Raw genomic sequence first — 14,265 nt, forward strand, 5'->3', positions numbered from 1 at the left:
CCTTGCGACCGAGCCGCCCGACACATGCCGACAGGGCTCAGCCGCGAAACGGGCGTTGAGCTCAGCGGGCAGGCGGGGTCAGTCAGGGAGAAGACTGGCGTGCAGAGGGTCTAATCTCATAGCATGCAAGGTCCGGCAGCCGTTTGCTGGTCCACGCCCGAGGAATTGCCATGCCTATTGATCCTGTTTCCCCCGATGACACGCAATCTTCCGGCACTTCGCGCGAGTTGGATGTGCGCTCCAATGGCAACACCTGGTCGACGACATATGCGTCAGAGTGCCATGGAGACACGCGTTTTCATCCCTTCGATGCTCTCGCGCCGGACCGTGTCGTGGCCGCTGTCGAATCGCTGGGCTTCTGGTTGCCCGGCGAGCCGTTCGCGCTGAACAGTTACGAGAATCGTGTCTACCATCTCGCCGATGATGACCGACGCCGCTGGGTGGCCAAGTTCTATCGCCCCGAGCGCTGGAGCCGTGCCCAGATTCTCGAGGAGCACGCCTTCCTGGCCGAGCTGGATGAGGCCGGTGTTCCGGGCGCCCCTGCGTGGGCGAACGAGGCCGGCGAGACGCTGCATCGGTTCGAGGGCTTCGACTTCGCGCTCTTCCCGCATGTGGTGGGGCGCGCGCCAGAGCTTGAATCTGCCGAGCACCTCTATCAGCTGGGCGAGCTGATCGGCCGCGTGCATGCGGTGGGGCGCAAGAGCGCGTTTCGCGAGCGGGAGACGCTCTCGCCGCTGCGAATTCTGGAAGAAAGCTGCGCCAGCGTGCTGGCCTCCGACTGGCTGAGTGAGCGCCAGCGCGACAGCTACCAGCGTGTCATCGAGGCACTGCGCCCGTTGGTCGCGGAGCAGAGCTGGCCGGAAAGCGCCTTGATCCGCACCCATGGCGATTGCCACATCGGCAACATGCTGGGGCGTGATGACAGCTTCGCGTTGGTCGACTTCGATGATTGCCTGAGTGCCCCGGCAGTGCAGGACCTGTGGATGCTGTTGACCGGTCAGAGCGACCCGGAGCTGCACATGCAGCTGTCCGAGGTGCTGGAGGGCTACGAGCAGCATTGCGATTTCAATCGCGGCGAGCTCAAGTGGATCGAGACCCTGCGCACCCTGCGCATGGTACGCCACAGTGCCTGGGTGGTACGCCGCTGGTCGGACCCCGCCTTCCCGCAGGCCTTCTCGCACATGGCTGGTCAGGGCTACTGGGATGAGCATATCCGCAGTCTGGAACAGCAGCGCGTCGCGTTGTCTGCGCCGAACTGGCTGGCCTAGCGATCGCGGCCTGGTCTGAAGATCGTCGTGGAAAGGTTTGAAGATCGTCATGGCCTGGTCTGAAGATCGTTATGGCCTGACTTGAAGATCGTCGTGGCATGGCTTGAAGATCGTCTCTCGATGCGCCCCCACCGCTCCACGATGGGGGCGCCTTTGTTGCACGGATACGACAATCGCGTGAACAGACCTGCGTTGACGACATGCCTGAGGTAGAATCTGCCCCTGACATTGAACACGAAGTTATACGATTTCTTGCCATCTGATCGCTTGTGTATGACTTTTGTGCTTTACCCCTGCTATGCGTGCGCTAGTGCGCGCCCCTGACCGATACCATAGGCAGACGGATGACCGAAGAGATTGCCAACCACTACCGCCAGATCATCACCGCGTTGGGTGAGGATCCAGAGCGTGAGGGCCTGCTGGATACGCCCAAGCGCGCGGCCAAGGCCATGCAGTACCTGACTCATGGCTATCAACAGTCGTTGGAGGAGATCGTCAACGGCGCTGTCTTCACCTCCGATACGGACGAGATGGTACTGGTCAAGGACATCGAGCTTTATTCGATGTGCGAGCATCACCTGCTGCCGTTCATCGGCAAGTGCCACATCGCCTATCTGCCGTCCGGCAAGGTGCTTGGTCTGTCCAAGTTCGCGCGTATCGTCGACATGTATTCGCGTCGCATGCAGATCCAGGAAAACCTCACCAGGCAGATCGCCGAGGCCGTTCAGCAGGTCACCGGTGCACGTGGTGTGGCCGTCGTGGTCGAAGCGCGCCACATGTGCATGATGATGCGTGGGGTGGAAAAGCAGAATTCCAGCATGAAGACGTCCGTGATGCTGGGCGCCTTCCGCGACAATCAGCCGACCCGTCAGGAATTCCTGACGCTGATCAGCTGACAGCAGAGTGAAGACGCCGCCTTTCGAGGCGGCGTTCTTGTCTGGGAGTCATCTCGCGCGTTTCCCTTGATCAGGAGTCCCTGCCGATGCCGATGCCGATGCATGCCTTGCACGATGAACATCTCGATCACGACCTCGCCACCATTCGCATCAAGAATCTGCGTCTGAGAACCTATATCGGGATCAACGAAGACGAGATCCAGAATCGCCAGGATGTCGTGATCAACGTGGTGATCCGCTATCGCGCGGCACGCGCCGTGCAGTTCAACCACATCAGTGAAGCGCTCAATTACCGCACCATCACCAAGCAGTTGATCCGTCATGTCGAGGAAGGACGCTTCGCGCTGCTCGAGCGCATGACCCGTGAGGTGCTGGATATCGTGATGGCGCACGAACAGGTGCTGACGGCGCAGGTCGAGATCGACAAGCCGCATGCCTTGCGCTTCTCGGACTCGGTGTCCGTCACCCTGTCGGACAGTCGCGAAGCGCATGACTAGTCGGCCGGGGCAGGCGTTGAGAAGCTCACATATCGAGAAGCTCAGATGTCGAGAAGATCAGGCGCAGAAGCCTGAAGAGTCGGGAGACATGATGTGATCGGGGAAATCATCCATTTCGATGATGCAGAACAGCAGGGCACCATTCGGGACGAGAAGGGCGGTGAGCACGTCTTCGATCTGGTCGGCTGGCGCGGGCGTGGCTTGCCGGGGCCGGGGCTGGCGGTGGACTTCGAGCTTCGCGACGGGCGTGCAGTGCAGGTCTTCAATGCGCGAATCAAGCAGCAGAAGGCAAGGCGAGTCGTCTCGATGCCGCCCGAGAGCGAGGTCGGCGAGGCCCCCGGGGGCAAGGCTGACGCCGCTAGGCTGGCAATGCGCAAGCGCTGGTGGCTCGCCGGGCTGGCCATCGTGGTACTAGTACTGGCAGGGTTGTGGATCTAGCGCCACGCCCGCATCTAGGCTATATCAGGTTAGTCTTGAGTAGTCTCGGTTAGCCGGGAATCACTGCCTTGACCCACAAGCACGCCTCGGGAGTCTTCATGGAACATCTCAACGATACCAGTCTGTTTCGTCCATTTGCCTATATCGACGGTGGCTGGGTAGCCGCGGATTCCGGCGAGCAGATCGAGGTCGACAATCCTGCCACCGGCGAAATCATCGGCCGCGTGCCTCGGCTGGGTTACGCCGAGACCGAACGGGCCATCGAGGCTGCGCAGCACTCCTTCGCGGACTGGAAGGAGACGCCGGCGCTGGAGCGCGCTGACATCCTGATGAAGTGGTACGCCTTGATGCTGGAGCACAAGGATGACCTGGCGCAGATCATGACCTTGGAGCAGGGCAAGCCTCTCGCTGAAGCCGCCGGTGAAATCCAGTACGCGGCCAGCTTCCTGCGCTGGTTCGCCGAGGAAGGTCAGCGCGTGTATGGCGATACCATTCCGGCCGCCAAGCGTGACCAGCGTATCCTGGTGCTCAAGCAGCCGGTCGGGGTGGTGGGGGCGATCACGCCGTGGAACTTCCCGGCCTCGATGATTACCCGCAAGGCGGGTGCCGCGCTGGCCGCAGGCTGCCCGATCGTGGTCAAGCCGGCCAGCCAGACGCCGTTCTCTGCGTTGGCGCTGGCGGTGCTGGCGGAACGCGCTGGCGTGCCGCGCGGCGTTTTCAACGTCGTGCCGGGCTCGGCCAGGGACATCGCCAAGGCGATGACCGATTCCAGCATCGTGCGCAAGGTGACTTTCACCGGCTCCACGGAAGTCGGGCGTGGCCTGATGGCAAATGCCGCCCAGCATATCCAGAAGATCTCGCTGGAGCTTGGCGGCAACGCGCCCTTCCTGGTGTTCGAAGACGCCGATCTCGATGCGGCGGTGGAAGGCGCGATGGCAGCCAAGTTCCGCAATGCCGGTCAGACCTGCGTCTGCACCAATCGCTTCCTGGTGCAGTCCAGCGTGGTCAACGCCTTCAGCGAGAAGCTGGCTGCCGCGATGAACACCGAGCTGACCGTGGGCAATGGCCTGGAAGAGGGTGTCAAGGTCGGCCCGTTGATCGATGGCGACGCCGTCGAGAAGGTCACCGAGCACGTGCAGGATGCCCTCGACAAGGGCGCCGAACTGCTGCTGGGCGGCCATCCGCATCCGCTGGGGGGCAGCTTCTTCACGCCGACCCTGATCTCGCAGGTGACGCCAGAGATGAAGGTCGCCCGTGAGGAAACCTTCGGTCCGCTGGCAGCGATCTTCCCCTTCGAGAGCGAGGAAGAGGCCATCGAGATGGCCAACGACACCGAGTTCGGTCTGGCCAGCTATTTCTACAGCACGGATCTCAAGCGTGTCTGGCGCGTCTCGGAAGGTCTGGATTACGGCATGGTCGGCATCAATACCGGGCTGATCTCCAACGCCGCGGCGCCCTTCGGTGGCACCAAGGCATCGGGGCTGGGCCGTGAAGGCTCCAAGTATGGCCTCGAGGAATACATGGAAACCAAGTATCTGTGTCTCTCGCTTGGCTGATCTATCGCCAATGGATCTGCGCTGTCGATCCCTGCATGAGCCTTGCATCTTTGAGCTTTGCATCGCTGATTGATGGCCAGCTCTCAAGGCAATGATCGGATACGCCATCAGCTGGCAAAAAGCCCGCTCGGGAAACCGGGCGGGCTTTTTCATGCCATGCATTTATCCCACCTGTCTGCGCCGAGTGCGCCTGCAACTTGCCCGTGGAATCTTCTCTGCTGATGAGAGCGACCTTTCGCTGCTGATGAAAGAGCGGCATGGGCGAGAGGAGGGCAATCTCGCGTCAAGAGGCGCATGAGCCATTGGTCGTAGAGATGGAGTGTCTCGCGCTGCGCGTGTCAGACCAAAGCGGTATATCGCGGCCTTTTCGCGCAGATCAGGGCCAAAGACAGCTGTGCTTTGTCGGCATTCTCTTACTTGTGGATATGCTTATTTACGCTACAGTCAAAGAGCGGGACCTGTGGTGATAGTCTTCAAGGATTGAAGACAGGGCGAGTGGCGTGGCGGACGCGACTCGCCCTTTTTTATGGCCGGAGCTCGGCTATCGTGCCTCAACCCTCACGTCTCACCCCAATGGCGAAAGCCCCATCCCCGCCACCAGGCCTTCCAGTGCATGTCGCCCGGCAATCGAATTGCCATAGCCGTCCAGGCGGGGTGACCAGACGCAGATGCTCATCTGTCCCGGCAGGATGGCGATGATGCCACCGCCGACGCCACTCTTGCCCGGCAGGCCCACCCGCCAGGCGAAGTCACCCGCCGCATCGTAAAGCCCGCAGGTCAGCAACAACGCATTGAGCTGGCGTGTCTCCAGCGGCGAGACCACTTCCTTGCCATCCAGTGGGTTGATGCCGCGATTGGCAAGGAAGGCGAAGCTGCGCGCCAGTTCCACGCAGTTCATCGACACCGAGCAGCTGTGGAAGTAGGTGTCCAGCAGGTCATCCACATCGGAATGCACATTGCCGTAGGCCTGCATCAGGTAGGCGAGCGAGGCATTGCGTGCCTTGTGGTCCATTTCCGAGCGCGCGACCTTCTCATCGAAGCCGATATCGTCGCTGCCGGACAGGCGTCTGAGCTGCTCACGCAGGGTGTTCTGGATCGAGACGATGCGCGACACCAGCAGGTCGGTGATCAGCAGGGCACCGGCATTGATGAAGGGATTGCGCGGAATGCCGTTCTCGACCTCCAGCTGCATGATCGAATTGAAGGCCTGACCGGAGGGTTCACGGCCGACGCGCGTCCAGATCTCGTCGCTCTCCAGGCGCTGCATCGCCAGTACCAGCGCATGCACCTTGGAGATCGACTGGATCGAGAAGCGGGTATGCGCGCTGCCGGCGTACTGGACACGTCCATCGACATGGCAGACGGCGATGCCGAACTGGTCAGGGTCGACCTGCGCCAGTGCCGGGATATAGTCCGCGACCTTGCCCTCGTTGAAGCAGCGGCTGGCATCATCGGACAGGCGTTCGAGCAGTGTCTGGAGAGCATCGGGGTCGAGTGGCGGCGTCATGGCAACCTTGAAGCAGCGGTAGAGGGAAAAGGGCGTGAAGCTGGCCGGGCCATCGTGACAACGGCGCCATCGGGTGACAGGCCGATAATGGCGCCAGGGACCGGCAGAGCATTCTAGCGGATATGACCGCAGCTGGCGCGCCCGATGCCCCTGGCAGTTCCTGCCCTCAGGCCGGCTCAATCGCGTGATAGTTGACGCTTATCAGCCAGGTAGTGCAAAGTGATTTCTACATGCAGTTGAGAATCGTTATTATTGGTTCATCAAGGCAGCACGCAGCTGCCTGACCCCATGACATGCGACGCGCTGAGTAGACCGCCCGGAGGGCAGCCAACATGATCAAGACATTGACCTTTGCCAGCATGCACTTCTCCATCGCCTTCGGTGTCACCTACCTGCTGACCGGCGATATCGTGGTCGGCGGCCTGGTCGCCATCGTCGAGCCGGCGGTCAACACCGTCGCCTTCTTCTTCCACGAGAAGGTCTGGAACCGCGTCACCGCGCGCCGCCAGCAGGCTGCTGAGCGCGAGGCAAACTCGCGAAACTCCATGAGCGGGGCGGCGCTGGCGGGCTGAGGCCGCTTGCGCGTGGCGAGGATGCGCCGCAGAATCGAGCGACCTTTTCCCGGAGCTCCCCATGCTGAAGCTTGCCCCTCGCACCGCCCGTTCCTCTCTTCCTGCCAGGGCCTCTTGTCCTGCCCAGCCATCTTGTCCTGCCCGCGCCCGCCAACGTCCTCTCGTCCAGGGGGCGTTGGCGTTGCTGCTGGGGCTTGCCGGCAGCCTGACTGCTCTCGAGGCCGTGTCAGCCGACGAGACGCGCGATTATCACTACAGTGACGCCCATCTGCACTTCGTGGACTTCTTCCAGCAGGGCGACGGTCTGGGGGCCTTGCTGGATGCCATGGACCAGGCGCAGGTCGATCACGCCCTGGTCACGGGCATCGGCGTCGCCAAGAAATGGCAGCAGGACGCACCCAAGAAGCCACGTTACTACATGGGCGATGATGCGCCGGTCTACTGGTATTCCGGTACCGATTACATCCTGGCCGAGGCGCTGACTCGCGCGCCCGAGCCGGTACAGGCGCGTTTCTCGCCGTTCATCACCGGCTTCAACCCCACCGACCTGAATGCCGCCGACGAGATTCGTCAGCTGTTGGCGATCTATCCCGGCTTCTGGAAGGGCATCGGGGAGGTCTTCACGCGCCATGATGATCTGACGCGTCTGACCGAAGGCGAGACGCCGCGCGCCAATCATCCGGCCTTGATGAAGGTCTATGCGCTGGCGGCAGAGAAAGGCCTGCCGGTGATGATCCATTCCAATATCACCAGCAAACGGGAAGGGCACGAGGGCCTGTACCTCGAGGAATTCGAGAGTGCGGTGCGCGATAATCCGAACACGACCTTCATCTGGGCGCACGCCGGGACCAGTGCCGAGCTCAATCGCCGTCTGGGGCGCATGACCTGGCTACACGGCGAGATCGAGCGCATGCTGGAAACCTATCCCAACCTGAATATCGACCTGTCCTGGTCAGTGCTGGAACCCTACCTGCTGGACGATGAGGGGCAGCCGCGCTCGCGCTGGGTCAAGCTGGTCGAGCGCTTCCCACAGCGCTTCGTGCTCGGCAGTGATGTGGTCGGGCGCTTCGGCTCGGTGGGCGATATCCTCGCCAGCTATACGCCCTTCCTCGATGCGCTGTCGCCACAGGCGGCGCGCAATGTTGCGCGCGACAACTTCCTGCGCTGGGTCAATCTGCCGGTCGAATGACCTCGTTCCTTGCCGTCTGCGCATGAAAAAGCCCCCGCCAGCGATTATTCGCTGACGGGGGCTTTTGCGTGAGCGCTAGTCTATACGCTCGTGCAAGTCACCGTGCTCGTGCATGCCACTGAAGTACTGACATCTGATCAGTGACGGAAGTGACGCATGCCGGTGAAGACCATGGCGATGCCGGCTTCGTTGGCCGCATCGATGACTTCCTGATCGCGCATGGAGCCACCCGGCTGGATGACGGCAGTGATGCCGGCTGCCGCGGCGGCGTCGATACCGTCGCGGAACGGGAAGAAGGCATCGGAGGCCATCACGGAGCCCGGCACTTCCAGACCTTCATCGGCGGCCTTGATGCCGGCGATCTTGGCGGAGTACACACGGCTCATCTGGCCGGCGCCCACACCGATGGTCTGGCCATCCTTGATGTAGACGATGGCGTTGGACTTGACGAACTTGGCCACTTTCCAGGCGAAGGTCAGGTCGTTGAGTTCCTGCTCGCTCGGCGCACGCTCGGTGACGACCTTGAGCTCATCACGGCCGACCATGCCCTGGTCGCGGTCCTGGACCAGCAGGCCACCGGTGACACGCTTGAAGTCATGGCCGCCGGTACGCTCGGCGGCCCAGGCATCCGCGACGTCGAGCAGGCGCACATTGGCCTTGGTGGCGACGATGGCCGCCGCCTCTTCACTGATGCCCGGGGCGATGATCACCTCGACGAACTGACGCGAGACGATCGCCTGCGCGGTCTCGGCATCCAGCGGCACGTTGAAGGCGATGATGCCACCGAAGGCGCTGGTCGGGTCGGTCTGATAGGCGCGCTCGTAGGCGGCCAGGGCAGACTCGCCAATGGCGACGCCACACGGGTTGGCGTGCTTGACGATGACACAGGCGGTCTCGTCGAAGGCCTTGACACACTCGAAAGCGGCATCGGTATCGGCGACGTTGTTGTAGGACAACGCCTTGCCCTGCACCTGCACGGCCGTGGCGACGCTGGCCTCGGTGGCACCGTCCTCGACGTAGAAGGCCGCCTTCTGGTGCGGGTTCTCGCCGTAACGCATGTCCTGCTTCTTGCTCAGGCTGACGTTGTACTGACGCGGCAGACCTTCGCTGCCGCCTTCGACGCGCTGGCCCAGCCAGTTGGCGATGGCGCCATCGTAGGCCGCGGTGTGCTCGAAGGCGGCCACGGCGAGGTCGAAGCGCGCGCCATCGCTGACGGCGTTGTCATTGGCATCCATCTCGGCGATCACGCGGTCATAATCCGAGGCGTTGACGACGATGGTGGTGTGGGCGTGGTTCTTGGCGCAGGAGCGTACCATGGTCGGGCCGCCGATATCGATGTTCTCGATGGCGTCTTCCAGCGAGCAATCCGGGTTGGCCACGGTAGCGGCGAACGGATACAGATTGACGATGACCATGTCGATGGGGTCGATGCCGTGCTCGGCCATCACCGCATCATCCTGGCCGCGACGACCGAGGATGCCGCCGTGGATCTTCGGGTGCAGGGTCTTGACCCGGCCATCCATCATTTCCGGGAAACCGGTGTGCTCGGACACTTCCGTCACGGCAAGGCCGTTGTCCTTGAGCAGGCGGAAGGTACCGCCAGTGGACAGCAGGGCGACGCCGCGGGCGTCCAGGGCACGAGCGAATTCGACGATTCCGGTCTTGTCGGAAACACTCAGGAGGGCGCGACGGATGGCTTGGGGCTTGGCTTGCATGATGCTCCACTCGTGGATCAACAAAAAGACGCCGGGGCACCTGTAAAGGTGCCCCGGCGGGGTCAGATCAGATCAAATTGCTTGAGCTTCTTGCGCAGTGTGCCTCGGTTGAGGCCCAGCATGTCGGCGGCGCGGGTCTGGTTGCCCTGTGCGTGGGCCATCACCGCCTCCAGCAGCGGCGCCTCGACCTCGGCCATCACCATGGCATGCAGGTCGGTGACCTGCTCGCCATCCAGGTGGGCGAAGTAGCGCGCCATGGAGTGCTCGACCGCCTCGCGCAGGGTCTGATGGTGCCGCACGGGCGTCATCAGGGTGGCCTGGCTTGCGTCGTCGGGTGAAAGAGGGTGCCTGCTGGTCATGCTGCGTGACTTCCTTGCGTCTCGGTGCGGGCGATGCTTTCCGGCTCGCCGAACAGGCGGGTCAGGAACTGGCGCTGTTCTTCCGGCTCCTCGAGGGGATTGAAGTGGCGCTTGAGCTCACTGCCATCCTCCCGTGTTGCCAGGTACCAGCCCACATGCTTGCGCGCGATGCGCGTTCCCATGTAGTCACCGTAGAATTCGTACAGGGCCTCGAGGTGGGCGCGCATCACGAGGGCGCGCTCCGCATCGCTCGGGCCACAGGCTACCTGGCCGGTGGCCAGATAGTGATTGATCTCGCGGAAGATCCAGGGGTTTCCCTGGGCGGCACGGCCGATCATCACGGCGTCGGCGCCCGTATAGTCAAGCACATGTCGCGCCTTCTCGCCGCTGTCGATATCGCCATTGGCGAAGACCGGAATCGACACCGCGGCCTTCACGGCGGCGATGGTGTCGTATTCGGCCTCGCCGGTATATTTCTGCTGGCGAGTGCGACCATGCACGGACAGCGCCTGGATGCCGGCACTCTCGGCCATGCGCGCGATGGTGATGGCGTTGCGTGTCTCTTCGCACCAGCCGGTGCGCATCTTGAGCGTGACTGGCACGTCCACGGCGCGCACCACGGCATCGAGAATCTCGCCGACGAGCTTCTCGTCGCGCATCAGGGCAGAGCCGGCGGCCTTGTTGCAGACCTTCTTGGCCGGGCAGCCCATGTTGATGTCGATGATCTCGGCGCCCATCTCGGCGTTGAGCGCCGCGGCCTCGGCCAGCATGGCGGCATCACCGCCGGCGATCTGCACGGCACGCGGTCCGGGTTCGCCGGCATGGTTCATGCGCGTGCGTGACTTGACGGTATTCCACAGCCGCTTGTCACTGGTCACCATCTCCGATACCACCAGCCCGGCGCCCAGCTCACGACATTGCTGTCGGAACGGGCGATCGGTGACACCGGCCATCGGGGCCAGAATCACGCGATTGGGAAGCTGATGTACGCCGATGCGGGGCAGGTCGGCGAGAAGCGGGGTATCGGTCATGGGTCTCGTGTCATGCGAGTGGTGTCAGGCGCGCGAGCCGCTGTCGTGTCAGGGTTTCGCGGGGGCGTCATGATACCTAGAGCGCCGCAGGGTTTGAAGGGCTATTTCATCCACGATGCGTCCTGGATGCGTTCTCCCTGCGCGGCTGCGGCGCTCATGGTGTGGCTCATGGCGTGTCTTATGGCGTGTCTTATGGCGAGGTTCAGCCCATCAGCGGACGCTGACCATTGAGGCGTACCCAGCCATCGCGCTCGGTGGGCTCTTCCATGATCAGGCCAGCCTCACGATAGGCGTCGAGCACCTCTCCCGCCTGGGGCGCGAGAATGCCGGAGAGCGCCAGCAGGCCGCCCGGGGCGACACTGGCAGCGATCTGCGGAGCCAGTTCGACCAGCGGGCCGGCCAGGATGTTGGCGACCACGATCTGATAGCCTGCGTCCGGCAGGCGGTCCGGGTAGCACAGGGTCAACTGGTCACTGACCTCATTGCGCTGGGCGTTCTCACGCGAGGCCTGCAGTGCCTGCGGATCGATATCGGTACCCAGCGCATCCACCGCGCCAAGCTTGAGCGCGGCGATGGCGAGAATGCCGGAGCCGCAACCGAAGTCGAGCACGCTATGCTGGGCGAGCTTGCCATCGACGGCCAGCCCATCGAGCCATTCCAGGCACAGGGCGGTGGTCGGATGGGTGCCGGTGCCGAAGGCCAGGCCCGGGTCGAGCATCAGGTTGACGGCGTCCTGCTCCGGCGCATCGTGCCAGCTGGGCACGATCCACAGGCGCTGGCCCATCTTGAGCGGCTCGAAGCCATCCATCCATTCACGGGCCCAGTCACGGTCCTCGAGGATCTCGACCTCGATTTCCGGGCAGGGCTCGTCGGGAATCAGCGCCGCCCAGCCGGCCTTGACCCGCTCGCGCATGGCCTCGATGCCTTCGGTGCCATCCCACAGGCCGGTGAGGACTGTCTCGCTCCACAGCGGTGTGCTGCCGAGGTCCGGTTCGAACAGCGGTTGGTCTTCAGCATCCTGCAGCGTGATGGCGCAGGCGCCTTCTTCCATCAGCAGATGCTCGAGAATCTCGGCGTGGTCGGGGGCGATACGCGCCTTGAGTTGCAGCCAGGACATGATGACTCCTGTCGATGGGCGATAAGAAAGGGGAGGAGGGCACAGACGACAGAAGGGCAGCCGAGGCCACCCTTCTGTCGTGCGTCCATCGGCAACACGCGTTACCGATCTCAAGCGGAGCGTCTTACAGGCCCAGCTTCTTCTCCAGATAATGGATGTTGACGCCACCTTCCTGGAAGCCGGCATCACGCACCAGATCCTTCTGCAGGTCAGTGTTGGTCTTGATACCTTCCACCAGCAGCTCATCGAGAGCATTGCGCATGCGCGTCAGTGCGATCTCGCGGCTCTCGCCCCAGGTGATCAGCTTGCCGATCAGGGAGTCGTAATGCGGCGGAACGGTGTAGCCGGAATACAGGTGCGAGTCCATGCGCACGCCCAGACCGCCCGGTGCGTGATAGAGCTCGACCTTGCCCGGAGACGGCATGAAGGTGCGCGAATCCTCGGCATTGATACGGCACTCGAAGGCGTGACCGCGCAGCTCGATATCTTCCTGCTTCACGGACAGCGGCAGGCCGGAGGCGATGCGCAGCTGCTCCTTGACGATATCGATGCCAGTGACCATCTCGGTCACCGGGTGCTCGACCTGAACACGAGTGTTCATCTCGATGAAGTAGAAGCCGCCGTTCTCGTACAGGAACTCGAAGGTGCCGGCGCCACGGTAGCCGATCTCGATGCAGGCATCGGTGCACGCCTTGAGTACCTTGGCACGCGCTTCTTCGTCCAGCTGCGGCGCCGGTGCTTCTTCCAGCACCTTCTGGTGACGACGCTGCAGGGAACAGTCGCGGTCATACAGATGGATGGCGTTGCCCTGGCCATCGGCCAGTACCTGGACTTCGACGTGACGCGGGTTCTGGAGGAATTTCTCCATGTACACCGTGCCGTCGCCGAAGGCCGCGGCTGCTTCACCCTGAGTGATGCTCACCGAGGACAGCAGGCTGGCCTTGGAGTGCACCACGCGCATGCCGCGACCACCGCCGCCAGCGGCAGCCTTGATGATCACCGGATAGCCGATCCGCTCGGCGATGGCGTACATCTCGTCTTCGTCTTCCGGCACGGGGCCGTCGGAACCCGGCACGGTCGGAACGCCGGCCAGCTTCATCGCCTCGATGGCCGCGACCTTGTCACCCATCATGCGGATGGTGTCAGCGCGCGGACCGATGAAGGCGAAGCCGGAACGTTCGACCTGTTCGGCGAAGTTGGCATTTTCCGACAGGAAGCCGTAGCCCGGGTGGATGGCGTCGGCATCTGTCACCTCGGCAGCTGCGATCAGTGCCGGGATGTGAAGATAGGATTTGGCAGAGGAGGCCGGGCCGATACACACAGCTTCATCCGCCAGGCGGACGTGCATCAGGTCGCGGTCGGCCTTGGAGTGCACCGCTACCGTCTTGATGCCCAGTTCCTTGCAGGCGCGAAGGATGCGAAGGGCGATCTCGCCGCGGTTGGCAATCAGTACCTTGTCGAGCATGGTGACGTGTCCGTTGGGATCAGGAAATGACGATCATGGGCTGGTCGAATTCAACCGGCTCGCCGTCTTCGATCAGAATGGCTTCGACGACGCCATCCTTGTCGGCTTCGATCTGGTTCATCATCTTCATGGCCTCGACGATGCAGACGGTATCACCTTTCTTGACGCTCTGGCCGACTTCGATGAAGGCCTTGGAGCCCGGCGCCGGAGAACGGTAGAAGGAGCCGACCATCGGAGAGTTGATGGTGTGACCCTGCGGTGCAGCCGGTGCTGCCGGAGCGGCCGGTGCTTCAGCGGCGCCAGCGGCTGCCGGAGCGGACTGCTGCATCGGCTGCTGCTGCATCATCATCGGGGCCTGCATCATCGGCTGCTGGGCGAAGCCCTGCGGATGGCGGCTGATGCGAACGGACTCTTCGCCTTCCTGGATCTCGATTTCGCTGATGTTGGACTCTTCGAGCAGCTCGATCAGCTTCTTGACCTTGCGGATATCCATGAAATTAATCCCGATGTAAATGTGGCTGGAAATGGGGGTGTGCAGCCGTGATAGCGGCGGCTACGGGCGACAGCCCCGACGGCTGTCCCGACCATGGCGATGGCCGGTGAATCCTGGTATCAGGCGGTGATGGCGCCTGATGGCGGTGCGTGAACACCGCTC

General features: G+C 62.8%; 14 protein-coding genes. 7 read left to right on the forward strand and 7 right to left on the reverse strand.

Annotation, left to right across the window (positions count from 1 at the left end):
• Positions 1 to 170 precede the first annotated feature (170 nt).
• From MKZ40_RS05240 to MKZ40_RS05260, 5 genes are all read left to right on the forward strand, one after another.
• Positions 171 to 1,268: a serine/threonine protein kinase gene (locus MKZ40_RS05240; protein ID WP_175088265.1), complete on the forward strand. Its 1,098-nt coding sequence runs from the start codon at positions 171 to 173 to the stop codon at positions 1,266 to 1,268.
• Positions 1,269 to 1,612: 344 nt separating this feature from the next.
• Positions 1,613 to 2,164, forward strand: coding sequence for a GTP cyclohydrolase I FolE (gene folE / locus MKZ40_RS05245; protein WP_175088264.1), 552 nt, complete (start codon positions 1,613 to 1,615; stop codon positions 2,162 to 2,164).
• Positions 2,165 to 2,256: 92 nt separating this feature from the next.
• Positions 2,257 to 2,661, forward strand: coding sequence for a dihydroneopterin triphosphate 2'-epimerase (gene folX, locus MKZ40_RS05250; RefSeq protein ID WP_175088383.1), 405 nt, complete (start codon positions 2,257 to 2,259; stop codon positions 2,659 to 2,661).
• Positions 2,662 to 2,754: 93 nt separating this feature from the next.
• Positions 2,755 to 3,099 (forward strand): hypothetical protein, encoded by a 345-nt coding sequence (locus MKZ40_RS05255; RefSeq protein WP_175088263.1) that lies wholly within the window; start codon positions 2,755 to 2,757, stop codon positions 3,097 to 3,099.
• Between the two features lie 98 nt (positions 3,100 to 3,197).
• A complete protein-coding gene (locus MKZ40_RS05260) occupies positions 3,198 to 4,655 on the forward strand; it encodes an NAD-dependent succinate-semialdehyde dehydrogenase (protein WP_175088262.1) in 1,458 nt (485 codons plus the stop codon).
• 565 nt (positions 4,656 to 5,220) lie between these two features.
• Here MKZ40_RS05260 and glsB read toward each other — a convergent pair.
• Positions 5,221 to 6,162: a glutaminase B gene (glsB, locus tag MKZ40_RS05265; protein ID WP_175088261.1), complete on the reverse strand. Its 942-nt coding sequence runs from the start codon at positions 6,160 to 6,162 to the stop codon at positions 5,221 to 5,223.
• A gap of 332 nt (positions 6,163 to 6,494) precedes the next feature.
• On the opposite strand from glsB, the gene MKZ40_RS05270 reads away from it, so the two are divergent.
• Together MKZ40_RS05270 and MKZ40_RS05275 are read left to right on the forward strand one after the other, a co-directional pair.
• Positions 6,495 to 6,734, forward strand: coding sequence for a DUF2061 domain-containing protein (locus MKZ40_RS05270; protein WP_175088260.1), 240 nt, complete (start codon positions 6,495 to 6,497; stop codon positions 6,732 to 6,734).
• A 61-nt stretch (positions 6,735 to 6,795) separates the two neighbouring features.
• On the forward strand, positions 6,796 to 7,923 hold the full coding sequence (locus tag MKZ40_RS05275) for an amidohydrolase family protein (RefSeq protein ID WP_175088259.1): 1,128 nt from the start codon (positions 6,796 to 6,798) through the stop codon (positions 7,921 to 7,923).
• A gap of 137 nt (positions 7,924 to 8,060) precedes the next feature.
• Here the strand turns inward: MKZ40_RS05275 and purH are convergent, their stop codons facing one another.
• The 6 genes from purH to accB form a co-directional block, all read right to left on the reverse strand.
• Complete coding sequence (gene purH, locus MKZ40_RS05280) at positions 8,061 to 9,638, reverse strand: bifunctional phosphoribosylaminoimidazolecarboxamide formyltransferase/IMP cyclohydrolase (protein WP_175088258.1); 1,578 nt, start codon at positions 9,636 to 9,638, stop codon at positions 8,061 to 8,063.
• Positions 9,639 to 9,700: 62 nt separating this feature from the next.
• Complete coding sequence (gene fis, locus MKZ40_RS05285) at positions 9,701 to 9,946, reverse strand: DNA-binding transcriptional regulator Fis (protein ID WP_225348107.1); 246 nt, start codon at positions 9,944 to 9,946, stop codon at positions 9,701 to 9,703.
• 47 nt (positions 9,947 to 9,993) lie between these two features.
• Positions 9,994 to 11,028, reverse strand: coding sequence for a tRNA dihydrouridine synthase DusB (gene dusB / locus MKZ40_RS05290; RefSeq protein WP_175088257.1), 1,035 nt, complete (start codon positions 11,026 to 11,028; stop codon positions 9,994 to 9,996).
• Between the two features lie 202 nt (positions 11,029 to 11,230).
• On the reverse strand, positions 11,231 to 12,145 hold the full coding sequence (prmA, locus tag MKZ40_RS05295; RefSeq protein WP_175088256.1) for a 50S ribosomal protein L11 methyltransferase: 915 nt from the start codon (positions 12,143 to 12,145) through the stop codon (positions 11,231 to 11,233).
• Between the two features lie 124 nt (positions 12,146 to 12,269).
• Positions 12,270 to 13,610, reverse strand: coding sequence for an acetyl-CoA carboxylase biotin carboxylase subunit (accC, locus tag MKZ40_RS05300; RefSeq protein WP_175088255.1), 1,341 nt, complete (start codon positions 13,608 to 13,610; stop codon positions 12,270 to 12,272).
• Between the two features lie 19 nt (positions 13,611 to 13,629).
• The gene (gene accB, locus MKZ40_RS05305; protein WP_175088254.1) at positions 13,630 to 14,103 is read right to left on the reverse strand and encodes an acetyl-CoA carboxylase biotin carboxyl carrier protein; all 474 of its coding nucleotides are present in this window, start codon (positions 14,101 to 14,103) and stop codon (positions 13,630 to 13,632) included.
• Positions 14,104 to 14,265: the final 162 nt, after the last annotated feature.

It is taken from the genome of Cobetia sp. BMC6 (assembly GCF_029991385.1).
In the GTDB taxonomy this organism is placed as follows: Bacteria; Pseudomonadota; Gammaproteobacteria; order Pseudomonadales; family Halomonadaceae; genus Cobetia.

Coding starts and splice junctions, on each gene's coding strand:
- accC (WP_175088255.1), bottom strand. CDS start 13,610: ATGCTCGACAAGGTACTGATTGCCAACCGCGGCGAGATCGCCCTTCGC.
- MKZ40_RS05240 (WP_175088265.1), top strand. CDS start 171: ATGCCTATTGATCCTGTTTCCCCCGATGACACGCAATCTTCCGGCACT.
- MKZ40_RS05275 (WP_175088259.1), top strand. CDS start 6,796: ATGCTGAAGCTTGCCCCTCGCACCGCCCGTTCCTCTCTTCCTGCCAGG.
- MKZ40_RS05260 (WP_175088262.1), top strand. CDS start 3,198: ATGGAACATCTCAACGATACCAGTCTGTTTCGTCCATTTGCCTATATC.
- folE (WP_175088264.1), top strand. CDS start 1,613: ATGACCGAAGAGATTGCCAACCACTACCGCCAGATCATCACCGCGTTG.
- purH (WP_175088258.1), bottom strand. CDS start 9,638: ATGCAAGCCAAGCCCCAAGCCATCCGTCGCGCCCTCCTGAGTGTTTCC.
- MKZ40_RS05270 (WP_175088260.1), top strand. CDS start 6,495: ATGATCAAGACATTGACCTTTGCCAGCATGCACTTCTCCATCGCCTTC.
- folX (WP_175088383.1), top strand. CDS start 2,257: ATGCCGATGCATGCCTTGCACGATGAACATCTCGATCACGACCTCGCC.
- fis (WP_225348107.1), bottom strand. CDS start 9,946: ATGACGCCCGTGCGGCACCATCAGACCCTGCGCGAGGCGGTCGAGCAC.
- prmA (WP_175088256.1), bottom strand. CDS start 12,145: ATGTCCTGGCTGCAACTCAAGGCGCGTATCGCCCCCGACCACGCCGAG.
- accB (WP_175088254.1), bottom strand. CDS start 14,103: ATGGATATCCGCAAGGTCAAGAAGCTGATCGAGCTGCTCGAAGAGTCC.
- dusB (WP_175088257.1), bottom strand. CDS start 11,028: ATGACCGATACCCCGCTTCTCGCCGACCTGCCCCGCATCGGCGTACAT.
- glsB (WP_175088261.1), bottom strand. CDS start 6,162: ATGACGCCGCCACTCGACCCCGATGCTCTCCAGACACTGCTCGAACGC.